This is a genomic window from Cytobacillus oceanisediminis, from assembly GCF_004366035.1.
Classification (GTDB): Bacteria; Bacillota; Bacilli; order Bacillales; family Cytobacillaceae; genus Cytobacillus; species Cytobacillus oceanisediminis_C.
The window spans coordinates 1-15,572 of the sequence record NZ_SOEE01000011.1; the positions used below are offsets into that span (position 1 = coordinate 1).

General features: G+C 34.0%; 18 protein-coding genes and 1 pseudogene. 3 read left to right on the top strand and 16 right to left on the bottom strand.

The window, feature by feature from the left end; all coding sequences use genetic code 11:
• The 12 genes and pseudogenes from DFO72_RS23420 to DFO72_RS23475 all read right to left on the bottom strand — a co-directional run.
• On the bottom strand, window positions 1–381 hold a 381-nt coding region (locus tag DFO72_RS23420; protein ID WP_166672549.1), incomplete at its 3' end, for an IS110 family transposase.
• A 243-nt stretch (window positions 382–624) separates the two neighbouring features.
• Window positions 625–816 (bottom strand): annotated as a pseudogene (locus DFO72_RS23425) (NADH-quinone oxidoreductase subunit K); the annotation flags it as partial.
• 440 nt (window positions 817–1,256) lie between these two features.
• Window positions 1,257–1,883, bottom strand: coding sequence for a nucleotidyltransferase domain-containing protein (locus DFO72_RS23430; protein WP_113885092.1), 627 nt, complete (start codon window positions 1,881–1,883; stop codon window positions 1,257–1,259).
• A gap of 95 nt (window positions 1,884–1,978) precedes the next feature.
• Window positions 1,979–2,521, bottom strand: a complete 543-nt coding sequence (locus DFO72_RS23435; RefSeq protein ID WP_181782413.1) for a group-specific protein — start codon at window positions 2,519–2,521, stop codon at window positions 1,979–1,981.
• Between the two features lie 175 nt (window positions 2,522–2,696).
• Window positions 2,697–3,113 carry an NUDIX hydrolase gene (locus DFO72_RS23440; protein WP_113885094.1) on the bottom strand — a complete coding sequence of 139 codons (417 nt, stop codon included), beginning with the start codon at window positions 3,111–3,113 and terminating at the stop codon, window positions 2,697–2,699.
• Between the two features lie 130 nt (window positions 3,114–3,243).
• Window positions 3,244–3,951, bottom strand: a complete 708-nt coding sequence (locus DFO72_RS23445; protein WP_113885095.1) for a class I SAM-dependent methyltransferase — start codon at window positions 3,949–3,951, stop codon at window positions 3,244–3,246.
• A gap of 289 nt (window positions 3,952–4,240) precedes the next feature.
• Complete coding sequence (locus DFO72_RS23450) at window positions 4,241–4,648, bottom strand: DUF5412 domain-containing protein (RefSeq protein WP_113885096.1); 408 nt, start codon at window positions 4,646–4,648, stop codon at window positions 4,241–4,243.
• A 131-nt stretch (window positions 4,649–4,779) separates the two neighbouring features.
• Window positions 4,780–5,595: a lipid II flippase Amj family protein gene (locus tag DFO72_RS23455; RefSeq protein WP_113885097.1), complete on the bottom strand. Its 816-nt coding sequence runs from the start codon at window positions 5,593–5,595 to the stop codon at window positions 4,780–4,782.
• Window positions 5,596–5,772: 177 nt separating this feature from the next.
• A complete protein-coding gene (locus DFO72_RS23460) occupies window positions 5,773–6,180 on the bottom strand; it encodes an NUDIX hydrolase (protein WP_113885098.1) in 408 nt (135 codons plus the stop codon).
• 129 nt (window positions 6,181–6,309) lie between these two features.
• Entirely contained in the window at window positions 6,310–6,756 is a 447-nt protein-coding gene (locus DFO72_RS23465; protein ID WP_113885099.1) for an aminoacyl-tRNA deacylase, read from the bottom strand.
• Window positions 6,757–7,240: 484 nt separating this feature from the next.
• Window positions 7,241–7,444: a hypothetical protein gene (locus DFO72_RS23470; RefSeq protein WP_113885100.1), complete on the bottom strand. Its 204-nt coding sequence runs from the start codon at window positions 7,442–7,444 to the stop codon at window positions 7,241–7,243.
• Window positions 7,445–7,869: 425 nt separating this feature from the next.
• Window positions 7,870–8,055 (bottom strand): hypothetical protein, encoded by a 186-nt coding sequence (locus DFO72_RS23475; RefSeq protein WP_113885102.1) that lies wholly within the window; start codon window positions 8,053–8,055, stop codon window positions 7,870–7,872.
• Between the two features lie 666 nt (window positions 8,056–8,721).
• On the opposite strand from DFO72_RS23475, the gene DFO72_RS23485 reads away from it, so the two are divergent.
• Window positions 8,722–9,219: a hypothetical protein gene (locus DFO72_RS23485; protein ID WP_113885103.1), complete on the top strand. Its 498-nt coding sequence runs from the start codon at window positions 8,722–8,724 to the stop codon at window positions 9,217–9,219.
• Between the two features lie 177 nt (window positions 9,220–9,396).
• Here the strand turns inward: DFO72_RS23485 and DFO72_RS23490 are convergent, their stop codons facing one another.
• Window positions 9,397–10,245 (bottom strand): RNA ligase family protein, encoded by an 849-nt coding sequence (locus DFO72_RS23490; RefSeq protein ID WP_113885104.1) that lies wholly within the window; start codon window positions 10,243–10,245, stop codon window positions 9,397–9,399.
• A 215-nt stretch (window positions 10,246–10,460) separates the two neighbouring features.
• Here DFO72_RS23490 and DFO72_RS23495 point away from each other — a divergent pair, with 215 nt between their 5' ends.
• Both DFO72_RS23495 and DFO72_RS23500 read left to right on the top strand, forming a co-directional pair.
• Entirely contained in the window at window positions 10,461–11,495 is a 1,035-nt protein-coding gene (locus DFO72_RS23495; RefSeq protein WP_113885105.1) for a hypothetical protein, read from the top strand.
• Between the two features lie 11 nt (window positions 11,496–11,506).
• Window positions 11,507–12,217, top strand: coding sequence for a hypothetical protein (locus tag DFO72_RS23500; protein ID WP_019380458.1), 711 nt, complete (start codon window positions 11,507–11,509; stop codon window positions 12,215–12,217).
• 20 nt (window positions 12,218–12,237) lie between these two features.
• Here DFO72_RS23500 and DFO72_RS23505 read toward each other — a convergent pair whose 3' ends face one another.
• The 3 genes from DFO72_RS23505 to DFO72_RS23515 are packed head-to-tail and all read right to left on the bottom strand — an operon-like array spanning window position 12,238 to window position 15,570.
• Entirely contained in the window at window positions 12,238–12,870 is a 633-nt protein-coding gene (locus DFO72_RS23505) for a hypothetical protein (RefSeq protein WP_019380457.1), read from the bottom strand.
• Between the two features lie 2 nt (window positions 12,871–12,872).
• Window positions 12,873–13,403, bottom strand: a complete 531-nt coding sequence (locus DFO72_RS23510; RefSeq protein ID WP_019380456.1) for a hypothetical protein — start codon at window positions 13,401–13,403, stop codon at window positions 12,873–12,875.
• Between the two features lie 43 nt (window positions 13,404–13,446).
• Window positions 13,447–15,570, bottom strand: a complete 2,124-nt coding sequence (locus tag DFO72_RS23515; protein WP_113885106.1) for a peptidoglycan DD-metalloendopeptidase family protein — start codon at window positions 15,568–15,570, stop codon at window positions 13,447–13,449.
• Window positions 15,571–15,572: the final 2 nt, after the last annotated feature.

A 15,572-nucleotide genomic window follows, 5' to 3' on the forward strand; every position in this document is an offset into this window, starting at 1 on the left:
GTCTTTTTTATCACTCTTTGATTGGGTATTATCACGGTTTTCTTTATTTCTTTTCACCAAATGAGGGTTAACTGTCACTACCTCAATATCTTGTTTCATCAGCCATTTAGAAAGATTAATCCAATAATGACCGGTAGGTTCCATACCAACTATGGCAGCCTCAAGTTTATGTAATCTTTTAATGCTATTAATCCAGATTAACAGGGACGAAAATCCCTCTTCGTTGTTTGGAAAAGTGATTGGATCTCCTACTACAATCCCACGGAAATTCACTGCTCTGGCTACGTGAAATTGTTGAGCAATATCCACACCAACCACAAGATGTTTTTCAGTAATTCTTTCTATTAGTTGATTTTGTTTGTCCTGCATTTTAAACTTCATAGTAAGGGTTCCTCCTAAGTTTGAGTTAGAGTCGTGTCTTACTCATATCTTACTGAGGAGCCCTATTTTTTTCAAAGCTCAAAAATAACGATCTACAGGAATGCTAACCTGCCCCTTTTGTTTAATAAGAAAAAGATGCCTGATTCAGCAGCTGATGTTTAATCTAAGCACCAGTTAGTGAAAAACTTTATATTCTGACTACTCTAAACCTACCCACATATTACTGAAACAAAATTGCTCTTGTTATACCCGATGATCGTCGTTTTCTCTCAAGTTCTCCATATCATCTGTTCCAAGTTCCTGATACGCTCTGTACGCTAACACTAAGAAAAATGCAGTTACTCCAAAACTGATTACAATTGCAGTTAAAATCAAAGCTTGAGGTAGAGGGTCTACATATCCATTAGCTGAATTCTCACCCAGTAGAGGCGGTGCTTCTTCTCCCTTTGGTAACTCCCCCTTTAAAGTAAATATTCACTAAAAAGAAAAAGATAGAAGAACTTACAAAAATGAATAGCAAAAATTCCTTTATCTCTTTTGTTCCCATCATTATTTCTTCATTAAAATAAAATTGCATATTTTCATTTATAGAAATAGGAGTTGTAATAATTGATAGGAATAATCCTATAACAGTGAAAACCCCGTATATATTGAGAACCTTTCTTATTGTAATTTCCTTTTTTGTAAAAATTTAAATATTTTGAGAAGTTTGTGTATTTGTTTGCAAACTGCTCCCCCTCCCATTTTCAATGCTTTAGTAACTGTACGAATTAACATAGAAAAAGTTCCTTAAACTTAAACTAACCTGCCCCGTTTGTTAAACAAGAAAAAGCCACCTACAAGCCATAATTTCTTTGAAATTTGGTAGCTTATGTTTAAGTGATTTTTGTATATGAATCTAAAACATTAATCCATGGATGTCCATTGGGAAACTGGATACTTAAAGACTTTTTTAACCAATGAAATTCTTTATCACTTAATTTCGGTAGTACATTATTTAAATCAATGACATCTTTATCTCTAATGACTGAACTTCCACCTTTATAAAGAAGCTGTATTTCTGGTCTTAAATAAGGTATTCCGGAAAGGGATTCTAATCCGATATCCTCTAACAACTTTCTTATTGCACCGTTTCGTCTATAAATCCAATGTTTATCCACTGTATCAAATATCATAACTTGGAACGCCCAGGATGTTTCACCTTTTTTCTTTGCCCAAATATTATCGAATTGGGGAGCTAGCTGTTCTTCCTGATTCCATGGTATTAATTTACCTTTGTAAGCTTTACACATTTCCCAATCATCTTGCAAATGTTCTTGTAAGATTATGTGATCACACCTTAGTATCACAGTGTCTATATCACTGTGAACACGTGTAGTTCTTTCTAAAAACAAGTCTAAAGCCCATCCACCAGCAATCCACCATAGAATAGGAATTTTTTTAAATATCATTTGTATTTCGGTCACTGATAGAGGTTTCCAAACTTCTTTATTATCACTCATTTTCCACCTCAAGAATGTATTTAGTTAGTGTTCTTCAACAAAAACGCCCCTTATTAGCACTATAAGGATAACTGCCTTTAATGGCAGCTCCAAACTTATTCCAATCGGTTCCAAGTTATTGTTTCTACACTTCTTATCTCAACTTCACCATAACTAAATAAATGTGGAATGAAAGGGAACAAACCAAACCTGCTTCCTTTTTCATTGTGAATTTTGTAAGATTCATATGTTTCTATTGGTATTCCTTTAAGTTCTTTATAATCCTCAATATCCAATGGCTTAATTTCGTCCTCCTCTATATCTTCAGCAGGACCTCTGTACTTTTCTTTTGTGTAAAGGTAACAAGCATTTTTATTATTTTTGAGTTTTTGAATGGGGATTTTGAAAAAGAGTTGGTCCTCTTTTGTTTTTATGCCTATATGGCTTAATGCTTCATAGACGTAATATGGATGTAGGGGTAAAAAATGAAGAACATCATTCCATAAACAATTAAGTTTAGGAATCTTTCTTGTAAGTAATTTTTTTCTCTCTGGATGGTCGAAATACTTTTTCGAATACTTGATATACAAATTAGGATGAGCTCCCTTTAAAGAATTCAGAGGAATTAGTTTGTCTCCCTTTATCTCTTTTGGAACCATATGATATACAAAACTCTCCACCGTAGCACCTCCAGGTTTTAATTATTCAATTAACCCCCCTTATTTTCCTGCAAGGTCTTGTTTCAATAAACTGCCCCTTTTGTAACAAAAGAAAAAGCCACCTGACTTGGCAGTTGAACTTGAATATATGCACCTGTTAGCTGAATAAAATTTATTAACACTCACCTTGAAAAATGTAAGGTGTAGAGGATTTTAATAAGTCCCCTACTCCACCTGGATGGTAAGGCATTAAGTTATTAGCAGTATTTATGTCTACCCATTTTATTTCTGCAATTTCGTTCTTATCTTTAATTGTAATTTCTCCGTCAATAACTTTTGCCCCAAATGTAATCATTAATCCGTGATGACCTTGTTTAGAAAAGAACGCTTCATTAACTGCAATAATATTTTTTATTTCAACTACTAAACCAGTTTCTTCTTTTGTTTCTCGGATAACTGCCTGTTCTAACGTTTCACCTTTTTCAACCGCCCCACCTGGTAGAGACCAAGTTGAATGTCGATTATTAACCATTAAAACCTTCTCTGTTATTTCGTCATAGATAAACGAATATACAACATCTACTCTCTTCACAATTAACTCCTCTTTCTATTAGTCAAATATTTTCTAACCTGCCTCTTTTTTCAATAAAAAAGCCACCTGGTATGGCAGCTGAATCTAAAAGTAACGCACCTTTTACTTTAAGTAAATTCCTTCTATAGCTTTATCGTTTTGCTTTAATAATTAAAAAATGGGGGTTTTTCATAAGTCTTTCATACCTACCCAGATCTAATGATTTAAATTCTATTGTTGGTTGAGGTTCGATTATGTTTTCGATAGAGAAATACTGAAGAATCTTGTTCAATATTTCATTCAAAGGCCGACGGTAAAATGGGACATCTATCAACTTACCTTGTCTTTCCCATTGATCAATAATAAGCTCGGTACAGAAGTACTCCTTATCTTTAGAAAGTTTAATATCCATAAATGGGTGATGGGTTGAAAATTGTAGTATCCCTCCTGGTTTCAGAACCCTTTGAAATTCACTAAATAACCTATTCCAATCTTGAATATAATGCACTACTAGTGAACTAATTATGAGATCGAAATAATCATTTTGGAAAGGCAGTTCTTTTTCAAGATCTAGATTAAGAACCGACGCTTTGTTACCTACACGCCTTTTAGTAGCTGCTACCATTTCAGAACTGATATCAGTTGCAGTGACTTCTGCACCAAGCTTTAATAACTTATCTGTATACCAGCCTGCTGCACATCCTGCATCAAGTACCTTGAGGTTTTTCATATTTGATGGGAGAATGTTTAACATTGCTGGTCTTTCATAAAATATGTTAAATGCATTTTTAGTGTCAACATTGTGTTCATAATCACTTGCAAGTTTATCGTATGCTTCTCTAACTCTATAGCTAGACATATCACACATCCTTACAGCATTAATAAATAAGGTTCCGTTTTATTACATTTGAATTCAACAAAAAAGAGCTCAACTCCTTCTAAGTTAAGCCAATCCTTAAGTATACTTATTGAATTAAACTGCCCGTTTGTGGAATAAGAAATGCGTCTTTAGAAACGCACCATAAGGAACAGAATCCGTTGTAGCTTTTAAACTTTTTATTCCAATAGACCTTTCCCCTTTGACCAAAGAAGAGAAAGTTTAGCAATCATCATTGGATTTTCTGCCTTTGCCCTATAGATGAGATATATTATTGATTTCTATAATCATATTTATCGTTTGGTACATTTAATGAATGATCATTAATCACAACTGTATCAAAGTCTGTCCAAGTTATTTTTGCAATATCTTCACCCGAATTCCAGTAAATATTTTTGGTCTTATTATTTTTTTCATTAAAAACCAACTCACCTCGGATAGCATATGTTGTAGTAGCACCTCCGTTGGTGATATATGCTTTCAGAGTGTATTTACCATCAGGAGATATCTTTTCCGTTAAATATTTTCCTTTTGGCAATCTATTCATATCATAGAAAGCCCAATAAACTCCATACCCGATCAATGAAAAAAATAATACACCGATTATTATAATTACCTTTAATATTTTTTTATAAGATTTCTTTTTTTCATTCTTAAACTCAAGTTTTTTAGGCTTCAATTAATATTGCTCCTTATATATTGGGAATAACTTTATTAAACTATTGGTTAATGTGATACTTACTCCTAGTCACCCAATCGAAAATTCCACCATTTACAGCAGACAGTTCCCAAAGGATTTGAATTCACTAACTATATCCACTCAGCAAACCAAGCAACGTAATATGCAGCAGGAATAAAAAGTAACTGAGCCACGATCGTTCCCACAAATTTAGAGCTAATCATAGTTAAGGAATAGCTTTTTAAATAGACATAATCGCATTGATTATTCATTACTCTATCGGCCAATACTGATGCTTTTGGATCAATGAATAGTGTTAATAAGATAGTTGCTACACCATTAATAATTCCAGAAGACATTAACGCTGTCGGTGCATAATCTTCTGGAACAAGCATAGTAGCATATAAAGAAGATAAAACTCCAATTGTAAATACAGCAGAGACAATAATATTAATTACAAAAAGCCGTTTTGGAATTGTTTTAAATGTAATTCCTTGCAAGTATGTAAATCTTGGTACTTGGAAACATCTTAGTACCTTTTTAATTCCATTTCGATTTAATTGCTTAAATAATGTAGAAACTATCGAGCCTCGTTCAGTAGATAATTGAATAATGGCTCTTGAAAAAATGTTAATAAAGGTGGGGAATAAAAATATTCCTAATAATACTCCAAGAGATGTTACCCCAATTAACACCCTATACTGACCTTCTATGAAGCTTAATTTGTTTAAATCAGGCGCCTCAGCAATAAGATTAGCTGTTAAAGGTTGTTGAAACATAGTTGAGAGTCTTGAAACAATCACTAAAGTACTAAACAATGATATGGCAGTAGCAATCAATCTCACCCTGGTTCCGGAAATCCTTGTCGAATAAGCTAAAGTCTCAATCATCGTTATGATTAATAAGAAAAAGGAAATGGCAACTACTTTACTTGTAACTAACTCCATATACAAACTCCTTAAAAGGTATTCTCATTAAACTATACTATTCTATGGGATTGTTTTGAAGTGGTGTAAATCCTTATTAAACTAACCTGCCCCTTTTGTATAATAAGAAAAGGCCACCCAATTTGGCAGCCGTATATCAATTAATGCACCCGTTTGTTTAGCTCAATGTATCTTAAATCAAAATTCGATATAAAAAGGATGAAGTTTTTCGTTTAAACAAAACTCAATTCTTTGCCTAAAATTTTTCCAAGTGACCATTTCCAAGGCTTTTTTAACTGGAAAGAAACCTACCTCTAAACTCTCTGGAGATGTTGTCAGTTCTCCTCCGATTGGTTTTCCCAACAACAATGTGTTACATATAGAATCACTTACATTTTGATATACTCCACAAAATTTTAAAACTTCAATATCTATACCAGTTTCTTCTTTTGTTTCCCTGATTGCAGCGTCCTTTAATGATTCTCCTTCTTCAACCTGTCCCCCAGGCATTTCCCATCCTCTACGAGGACCTTTAATTAATAAAATCTCTTTTTGCTCATTAAGTACGATAGTTGCTGCTGAAACAATATGTTTTGGTGGTAACATATTCTGACCTCACCTTAATAGAATACTTAATTAATTCGATACTTTTTATCTTTCACCTTCTTCAACAATACTGCCCCGTTAGTTAAGTAAGAAAAAAAGCCGCCATTAAAAGATACGAAATATTTCCTATTAGTCTAATGTTGCTACCACTTGATTTAATTCATTTAAGGCTTGGGGTTCAATTTTTAGGGTGAATGTTGATTTTCCTGTACCTCCGTAAATAAAATCATATTCGAAAATTCTTTTATCAAGTACACAAGATATATCAAGACCGACCATAGGAACGCTGCCAACCTCAAACCCTGTAACCTTTTGAACTTCCTTCGGAGAAGCTAATTTTACTTTACTACAACCTAAAATAATTGCTATTTTTTCATAATCAAGTTTGTCACGATCACCCGATACGATTAAAACAAAGTATCCTTTATCGGTTTTTAGTATCAACGTAGGTGCAGTTTGCCCAACCTCAATCCTAAAATACTTTGAACCTTCTTCTCTTGAAAGTATTGGTTTTTCATGCTGAATAATTTCATATTTATATTCGCATCTCTCTAAAATTCCTTGTAATTTATTCACAAGAACACCTCCAACATCGACTTAAATATACCATTATTTGGATTATATTTAAAAAGTTCTTTTTAACTAACCTCCCTCAATAAAAGAAGCGAAAACGGCTGTTTACTCTAGTTTTCTTAGATTTTCATAGTTAATTACCTGCCGGTAAGTCCTTTATTGTTGGACACTTATCACTTGAAAGGATATATTTGGACTCTTAAAGAAAAAAGAACTATAACCCACTAACCAACCAATTACAGAAATTGGTGGATGAGTCAAAATATGATCGCACTGGTGGATGTCCACATTTCTCATGGAGGTCTACCCTCCCATGCCTCACAGAGTCTTCGCTCTCAAATTCCTTCGTCCAACCTTTCCATGAGGTGGATGTCGGCCATGCTGCCCCACAGGGTCCATGCCAAGAGGTTATTTTTTTGTTCAAACTTCATTTTCCTTATTACAGGAATGCTGCCCCGTTTGTTCAATAAGAAAGTGATAATCAAAACTATATAAAGTTGACCAATTTATCCTTAGAACAATAACTACATTGCTTAACTTCTCTTTTGATTTCGCCTTGTCTCTTAAATTTATTACAAATCTGATTAACCTGCTGCCTTGGTTGAATATTTAAAACTTCAGACAGGCAATCATCACAATAAATATCACTTGTACTTTTTAAGAATTTTTGTATTTTTTCAGTATTAGTCACTACCGATACCTCATAATATTTTTATTTGTTTCTTAATTCTTATTATTCCTTATTAAGCTAAACTATCCCTTAGCTTAATAAGGAATTCAAGAATAAAAGCGTTTATCCTTTCACGATCACTTCAAGTGTTAGTAAAAATTGATATAATAGTACTCATTTACTTCTGTCTTTCTTCCATTTATAAGGTTTACTTGACCAATTATATAAAAGAATAAATAAGAATATCATAAAAGATATCCCTATATTATCAACCCACTTAACCTCTTTATTAACAATAAACTGCCAAACATTTGATACTACAAAAAATATTAACGGATATCTAATGCTTTTTTTAAGCAAATTGTCACCACTTTCAATTCCCTCTTGTGCTAACTTACCCCGTTTGTGCCCTTTACATTGAAAGAAGGCTCCTTAATGACTTTCCTTTAATGTCTTTTTATATCGAAATAACTCATCAAACCACATACTAAAACTCCTAATCCAAAAAAAACAGTAAAAAACCAATTCTCTCCCCAACTTACAACTACACTATATAAACAACCCAATGCAGTAATTAATGCTGCATATTTTGCTCGCAGTCTTTGTATTCTTGAAGGTTTTACATCATTCAAATTATTACACTCCAATAATTTAGTGACGAGAGTGCTATAACTACATTAAGTTATTACTGACGTACCATCCTAAAAGCCAACCAATGATTCCGCCTATAATTCCTAAATAAATCATTGCTGACCCTTGCTTACTCCTCTGGTAATCTCGCCTTATTACAACTCCTATGCATATAGGGAAAAACAATAGCATAGGCGGCATTAAGTTAAAAGTTAATAAGATGACAGATAACCACCCAATTGTTAGGAGTATACCTTTACCATTTTTTTGTTCATTTCCCATCAATTCACCTCATTTAATACCCTGAATTTTACATTTGTTCCCCATTCTATCATATAGAGAGCTTTAAAATAATAATTTCTTTGATTATCTAATCTGCTTTGTTACTTGGATAAGAAAAAGTAATTCATGTTTATTGAAGAATCACAAGTATAAAAAATATGTACCTTTTAAAAAAACAGGGCCTTTTAAGCTATGACAATAGATCCTTAAGAAAAGCATAATTAATAAGTTTATGGGTTGTTTATCTTATTTTATTTTCCAAAAAAAGGGTGTTTCTATTAAAGATAGAATTTCTTATGAACAGGAGGTGTTTGGTAATTTATGGGGTAAGGAAATCAAAAATAGTGGTTTTCTTAGGGCAAATCAATTAAAGGGGAGTGTTTTATTTGAAAAAGTTTATTAGTTTGGTATTCTCGCTTCTACTATTAATATCTATTTCTTCTCCAACTAGTGCCTCTACAAATCATACAGATAATCATAACCATGATATAGAACATCACAATCATGCGCACGAAAGCTTCTCTGATACTAGTAAGAGTAAGAAAAAGCAAGATGGGGATTTTGGAGTCTTATACGTTCCCTGTCCAGAGACAGGAACAAAACATCAAATGAAGGCTCGCGGGACTGGAAAGCATACTCTAACCAATGGAAGTACATGGATTGGGAATTTGTATCAATGTTCCGGTTGCCTTATGACATTAACTACTTACTATAACTATTTTAATTCTGGTGAAAGGCCAAATGGTCCTGGAAAATACATTTTAGCTTCAGCACCTGTTTTTGTAAGTCCTGCAGGCTATGTCTTTTCAGGAAGATACACGTTATCAGGACCAGCCACTTCATGGATCACAGGTGTATTTGGAAGCATGTCGTTTTCATATTAGTTTCTTAACAACTGACTAAATCGTTGCTAAATCTTTGTTCTCTATACTAGTTAAAAAGGGACTTGTGACGCGAAGAACTCTATAAACTTAAAAATGGCTTGCCAAAACTATTTATAGTTAGCAAGCCATTTTTACTGTCATTTATTTGATATGCACTTCAAAACGAAACTTTTTTCATTATGAGATAAATTCTACAAAGGAAGGGATACGTAATTTATTTTCTTTTGTCAGGTTACGATATTTTACCTTTGCCTTTATTTTTGGTTCTAGGAAAATAAAGTCCTTGTTTTCATCAACTACATAATTACGGTACTCTTGATAAAACTTTTTCCTCGCTGCAGGAACCATGAACTCCATTAATCCAACAGGTCTCATTTTGTTCCCCTCTTCCAAGGTTAGAAGAAGCCCAAATTCGTTTTTTCTCAATCCTGTAATGTAAACATCAGCGAAAGAGTAATTGATGACTTTAAGCCAATTATGAGACCTATTTTTCATTTTATATAAGGAGTCTGCTTTTTTTATAACAATCCCTTCTAGTCCATGCTCTTTGGTTAAATTAAAATATGCTTCCGCATTTCCGGTTGTCCATTCGACAGGTGCTATATATTGAGAAGGTTTGATTAAAGATTTTAATAGTTCTTTTCTCTTGAGCAGAGGTAAATGCGTAATTCTTTTCTCCTCAAGATAGATAATATCGAATACACAATACTGTATGGGTTGTATTCCATTTCTCCCCGCTTGAAATCTGCTCATTGTTTCCTCGAAATCAGGTTTACCTCCAGGACCAGGCACAACTACTTCTCCATCCAGGATCGTTCCATTTGGGATATCTATATTCAGGAGCTCAGGAAACTTCCCTGTTATTTCATTTCCATGTCGAGTATATAGTTTTATAACGTTATCCCATTTAGCTAGAAGTAACCTAATCCCATCTATTTTTAATTCGGAGATATATTCATTTTCATCAAATGGAAGCTCATCGAATGGAGGAGTGAATTTATGCAATAACATTGGTGAAACAAACATCCATACCACCTCATTTCAACATTAACAGATACCTTCAATAGTATCCTTATAAAATTGGTGGCAAGTTATCCAAATGCTTGTAAAGTAACCATTTTGGAGGATTTGAAGTCTGAATTCTCTTGACCCTGCCATAATTAGGTAATATAATAAACACTATAAATTGGTGTAATTTAAAACGAATTTATTTTTTTATTTAATTACTGGTGGTGAATAGGATGAACACTTTATTTAGTGCGGCTAATGCAGCATTGCAATATAACAGAGGAAAACAAACAGGGTTAGCGGGTTTAGTTTTTATAGGAATTGTATTACTTGCTGCTTATCAATGGGATCATATCGTCCCTATTTTCGAAGCAATCGGTTTGATAAGTTTTCTTGATAAATGGGGTCTCATATATGAAGGTGAATCTTATATGACTGGATTCAGCATCTTTATGGTTGTATTTAGAATCTGCATTTTGTTTGTAGTACTCGGGTTTATATTATTAGTATTAGGAATTATTGTATCAATGGTTGGCTCTAGTGATATCGGTATTTTAATATTGGGTCTTCTTATCAGTATTATTGCCTTACCGTTTTATCTTGTCTGGATACTTTTCGAGACTATATTCACTTCGAAAGAAGTCCGGGAAGAACGTAAAAGAGAACGAATGAGAAAATATAAAGAGGCTAATAGTACTCCAATTGATATCATAAAAGAGAATTATAATGAAATAACTGAGAATGAGGCAATAAGGTATTTGAACCGAATTCCTACTAAGGGAGACCATTTATTCTTATTAGGGGTAACAGAGGAAAACGAAGTATTTTTTGTTTTTCCAAAACCATATTATTTAAATGCTGAGAATTTCAGTGCTGGCCTATGGGGAATAAAATCCATTATGAAACGGTGCCATGGCTCAGAATTTGGTATTGGGCCATTTCAGATAGATATTAAGCCAGAAGAGATTTACCCAGGTAAAAGTATTCAGCCAGTCCCAATTGATCGGATTACTTTCTATCATTCTGAAAATAGCCATAAGGATATTAAAGCGAAATCTCAGCAATTTAGTTACCGGGATGAATATAGAAATTACATTGATGAAATACAGTCAACATACTTTCAAAAAAAGGATAATTTAGAAAAAACCATTTCTATTACTCCAAATAAAGAAAGATTCAATGAAGCAGTCCAAGAAATAGTAAATTTCAATGCTTCCAATGAAGAGATAGTAAGGATGATGATACAATCTGAAGGAAGAGTACAATAGAGAGGCAATCTATGGATAACGAGGAATTAATAAATCAATTAGAACAACACAAATCGGAAATAACAACTGCTGCACATTGGAACTCATATGCAAAAAGTGTTGGTTTACCAGATTCAAATAAGTTGATCGCTAATTATGGGTCATGGAATGAATTAAAACGTAAGCTAGGGCTTCCGGTAACAAATACATCATATACTCCGAGCGAGATACGAACAATAGTCAAAAAGCATAAGAATCATGTTAGGACCCAATCTGTATGGGATCTATATGCGAGGGAACATTCTTTACCCTCTTCTAAGACGCTTATAAAGAGTTTTGAAACATGGAGTGAAGTAAGGAAATATGTTGGGAATAAACGTGAAAGAAAACCGACATATACAAAGAAAGACATTAAAGATATACTCAAAAACCATGCTCCCAATTTCCAAAATCGTACACAATGGGATGTTTATGCAAAAGAGAATAAACTTCCGACTTACAAGACTATAAAGAAATATTTTGATTACGAGGAAATTACAAAAATTCTTAACAAGGAAAAAAAGATTAATTTATCAAAAGATGATCTAATACGCATAGCACTTAAGCATAAGGATATATTTTTAACATCAAGCATGGCAAGATGGGATATATATGCTTCTGAGAATAACTTGCCTAGAAGTACCACCTTCCATAAACATTTTGGCTCCTGGAACACAGCTAAAAATGTGATAAAGCCAATGTAATTTAAAAGCCAGCTCTCCTGTTATTGGAGGCTGGCTTCTATCTGTTTAATGATATCCCATGCAGAAGTAGTTATTACGTAAGTGCCTATTTCATCCTCATGGTGAGAGTCTGATAAAGTTAAAAGATCAAAATTTACTGTGGCTTCTTTTTGATCGTCGTATTTAATGGTTAGTGAGATTGTGTTGCTATCTGCATTTAAGAACCCTTTATTTACTTTATACAAAATCTCTTTTAGAGTACCATTGCGAGAAATTTTATCCATTATTTCTTTAGTAACAGCATCTTTATCGGGATTTTTACTCTTAAATAAATCTTGAGAGATAGACTCTACATAAAAACTAGATAAAAAGATGTCGGTATTGTTGCTAAGAAGCCCAGCAATAAAATATTTTATGGCATCTTTTTTGGGATCTTCTTTTCCCTCATGCTCAGCATGTTCTGGATGGAAATAACCGATGTCTTGGTCGTTACCTTCCGCTAATTGAATTGTTTTCTCAGTGTATTCTTTTGAATCTTTTATTTCCTTCAGTACCTCTTCTTTAGTAGCGTCTAACTCAATCCTTTGTTTGTCTGAATTGATATCTAGATAGATAAACAAAGAAACACCTAAAATGGCCATTATTGATATTAAAGCGGCAGATTTTTTATTCATGATTATTGAGGTGTCTCTCCGTCTGAGGTTTCAAGACTCTTTCTTAGTATTTTCCATTCATTATTGATAGATGCTTGATTCGTTTTAATTTCTTGGTACTCAGTTCTTAGATAGTTTTTATCAATTTCATTTTCTTCAGTGTTGGCCATATCAATAGCAGTTAACAAAAGTCCGTGAGAACGATTAATTAGCGCAATAAGATTTTGATGGTTCTCAAATAATTCGGGCTCTACATCTAAACTTTCAACATCAGAAACTAGTGTATTTGATATTTCTATATTGTCTTTCATAGATTTTGCGAATTGTTCACGGCTGTATTGTTCAGTATATAAGCCATCTAATGAATTATTAAAGGACTTAAAAATTGATGTCATTTGATCAAAATATACTTGTAAGGACTTATCATATTCTTCTAGATAGGATTTATTTTCTTCAGTTACCTTTAAACTTGCTGTAGCATTTTGTTTTGAGGAACATCCCATTAAAATAAAGATACTAGTAATGATAATAGTTGCAATCCCTAGCTTTTTCACAAATACTGATTCTCCTTTTTAGAGGGGGAATCCCCCTCATTTATTAAAATTGAACAACTAATGCCGGATTCATCGCATTCCCTTTATTGGGTGTCCACTGGTTTTTGTGCACTTCAAAGTGTAAGTGTACTCCAGTTGAATTCCCGGTCGTACCCATATAGCCTAAAAATTGCCCTTGCTTGACTTTTGCACCTTGACTCACTGATCTATTGGTCATATGAGCATAAACTGTTTCATAAGCTTGCCCATTAATGTTGTGCTTAATAAAAACAACGTTTCCATAAGATGAAGAAAAATATGATCGGCTAACTGTCCCATCTGCAGAAGCAACGATAGGAACTTTGGATTTACCCCCAGAAGCGATATCAGTTCCATAATGTACCGTTCCCCATCTTGCTCCAAAAGGAGAAGACACAGGACCAATAGCTGGCCTCATAAAGCTACCAGGTTTTAATGGAGGAGTATCTCCACCACCTTCATAGGTTGCTGCAGTCTTAAATTTCTCTGCGTTTGAAAGTACCTTATTAACATACCAATCTGCGTGATTGTATTGCCAAATGGCTTTTCTTGCATCTTTTGCATATCCATTTTTTGATAAGTAATATGCTGCGGTATGAATGGCATCTTCCATGTCCCAAGGGTCTGCTTTGCCGTCATTTTGGGCATCTCTTCCGTATCCATTTCCAGCAGCAATGACTGCTGGACTGGTGATATCTAGACTTGACGAAACTAGTCCTCCGCCGATATTGTACTTCCAGCCAACCCATGTTGCGGGCATGAACTGCATGTGTCCAACAGCGCCAACAGATGAAACCATAGTTTTATGTGAACTGAATCCAGTTTCAACAAAATGTACAGCTGCTAATACATACCAATCAACACCATACTTCTTTTCTGCAGATCGATAGAAAGGCATGTATTGTGGAGGTACACCTGCACCAGGTATTATAGTTCCGTCAAAGCCAGGAGAACCACCGAAGCTACCGCCGGTTCCCATCGTTTGAAGCCAATCTGTATAAGCAATAGTTCCTCCCATAAACATATAGTTTGCTTCTACTATACTTTTATCGGTTAGACCAAGCCCATAAGAATTGAGGATGCTATCAAAAGTAGCATAATCAGTAATAGTAGATTTAGAGGACTCGAAATATTGTTGACGTGTTTTCGTAATTGTTTTTACTTCTATTTTTCGAACTTTCTCGATTTCTACTTCTCTAACCCTTTCTTCTTCCCTTGATTTAGCTTTTTTTACAGGAACTTTTTTATACTCTGTTTTAGTTACCTTTTTATACTTTGTAACAGTTATATACTCTACGTACCTTCTACCATTTTCATCAAGTTTTACAACAGCAATTTTTTCTTCGTAAGGAACGTATTCGGTAACTGTATAGGGCCGTGTCTCATATTCGATATAGTACTCCACTACAGTAACGGTGTATGTTTCTTTTACTTTTTCTTTATATTTTTCTTCCCGGTATGTGATCTTCTCACTAGTTTTCCAAGGAGTGACTTTAGGTGTGTACGTAAAAGTTGTTGTTCCATTCCAATACTCTACATGGTTTAATTTTGTAACCATATTAGAGGTTCTTTTTACAGGTCCAGCATTACATTTTCCATCTTCACATACCGTGACCTGTTTTTCTTTCCATTCATCATATTGACCGTAATCAAATGTAGGAGCAAGAGCATTGGCCATTTTTTTAATGACGCTTTTAATATCATCATTTTTTTGGAAAGCATCTAATTGTATAGTGGCAGCTATTAGTTTTTCGGGTACGCGATAGGGTCTTTCAAGTGAACTATTCATATTTACTGTGCCATTTGCCTGTTGCACGATATATTCATGAATCTTCTTATCTTCACCCTCTAGTCCATCGCCTGTACCGAACATGAAGCTCCAGGCTAATGAGATAACAATAAGAGCAACAATTACCGCTAAAGCTATCCCTATAACAGGGAGGCCAACAGCTCCAACTAGCCAAGCTAGTACTTTTCCAAGTAGCAAGACAAACTTTTTTGCCGCGAATTTAGCTAATTTAACTGCAAGTTTAGCTCCTTTTTTAGCTAGCTTTTTAGCTACTTTCCTGCCCTGCTGTTTGGCCTTATGTTCAGCATATTTTCTTAATACGGATGGATCACGTTCTTTTTCTTGAGGTGAAGGCAGCATGC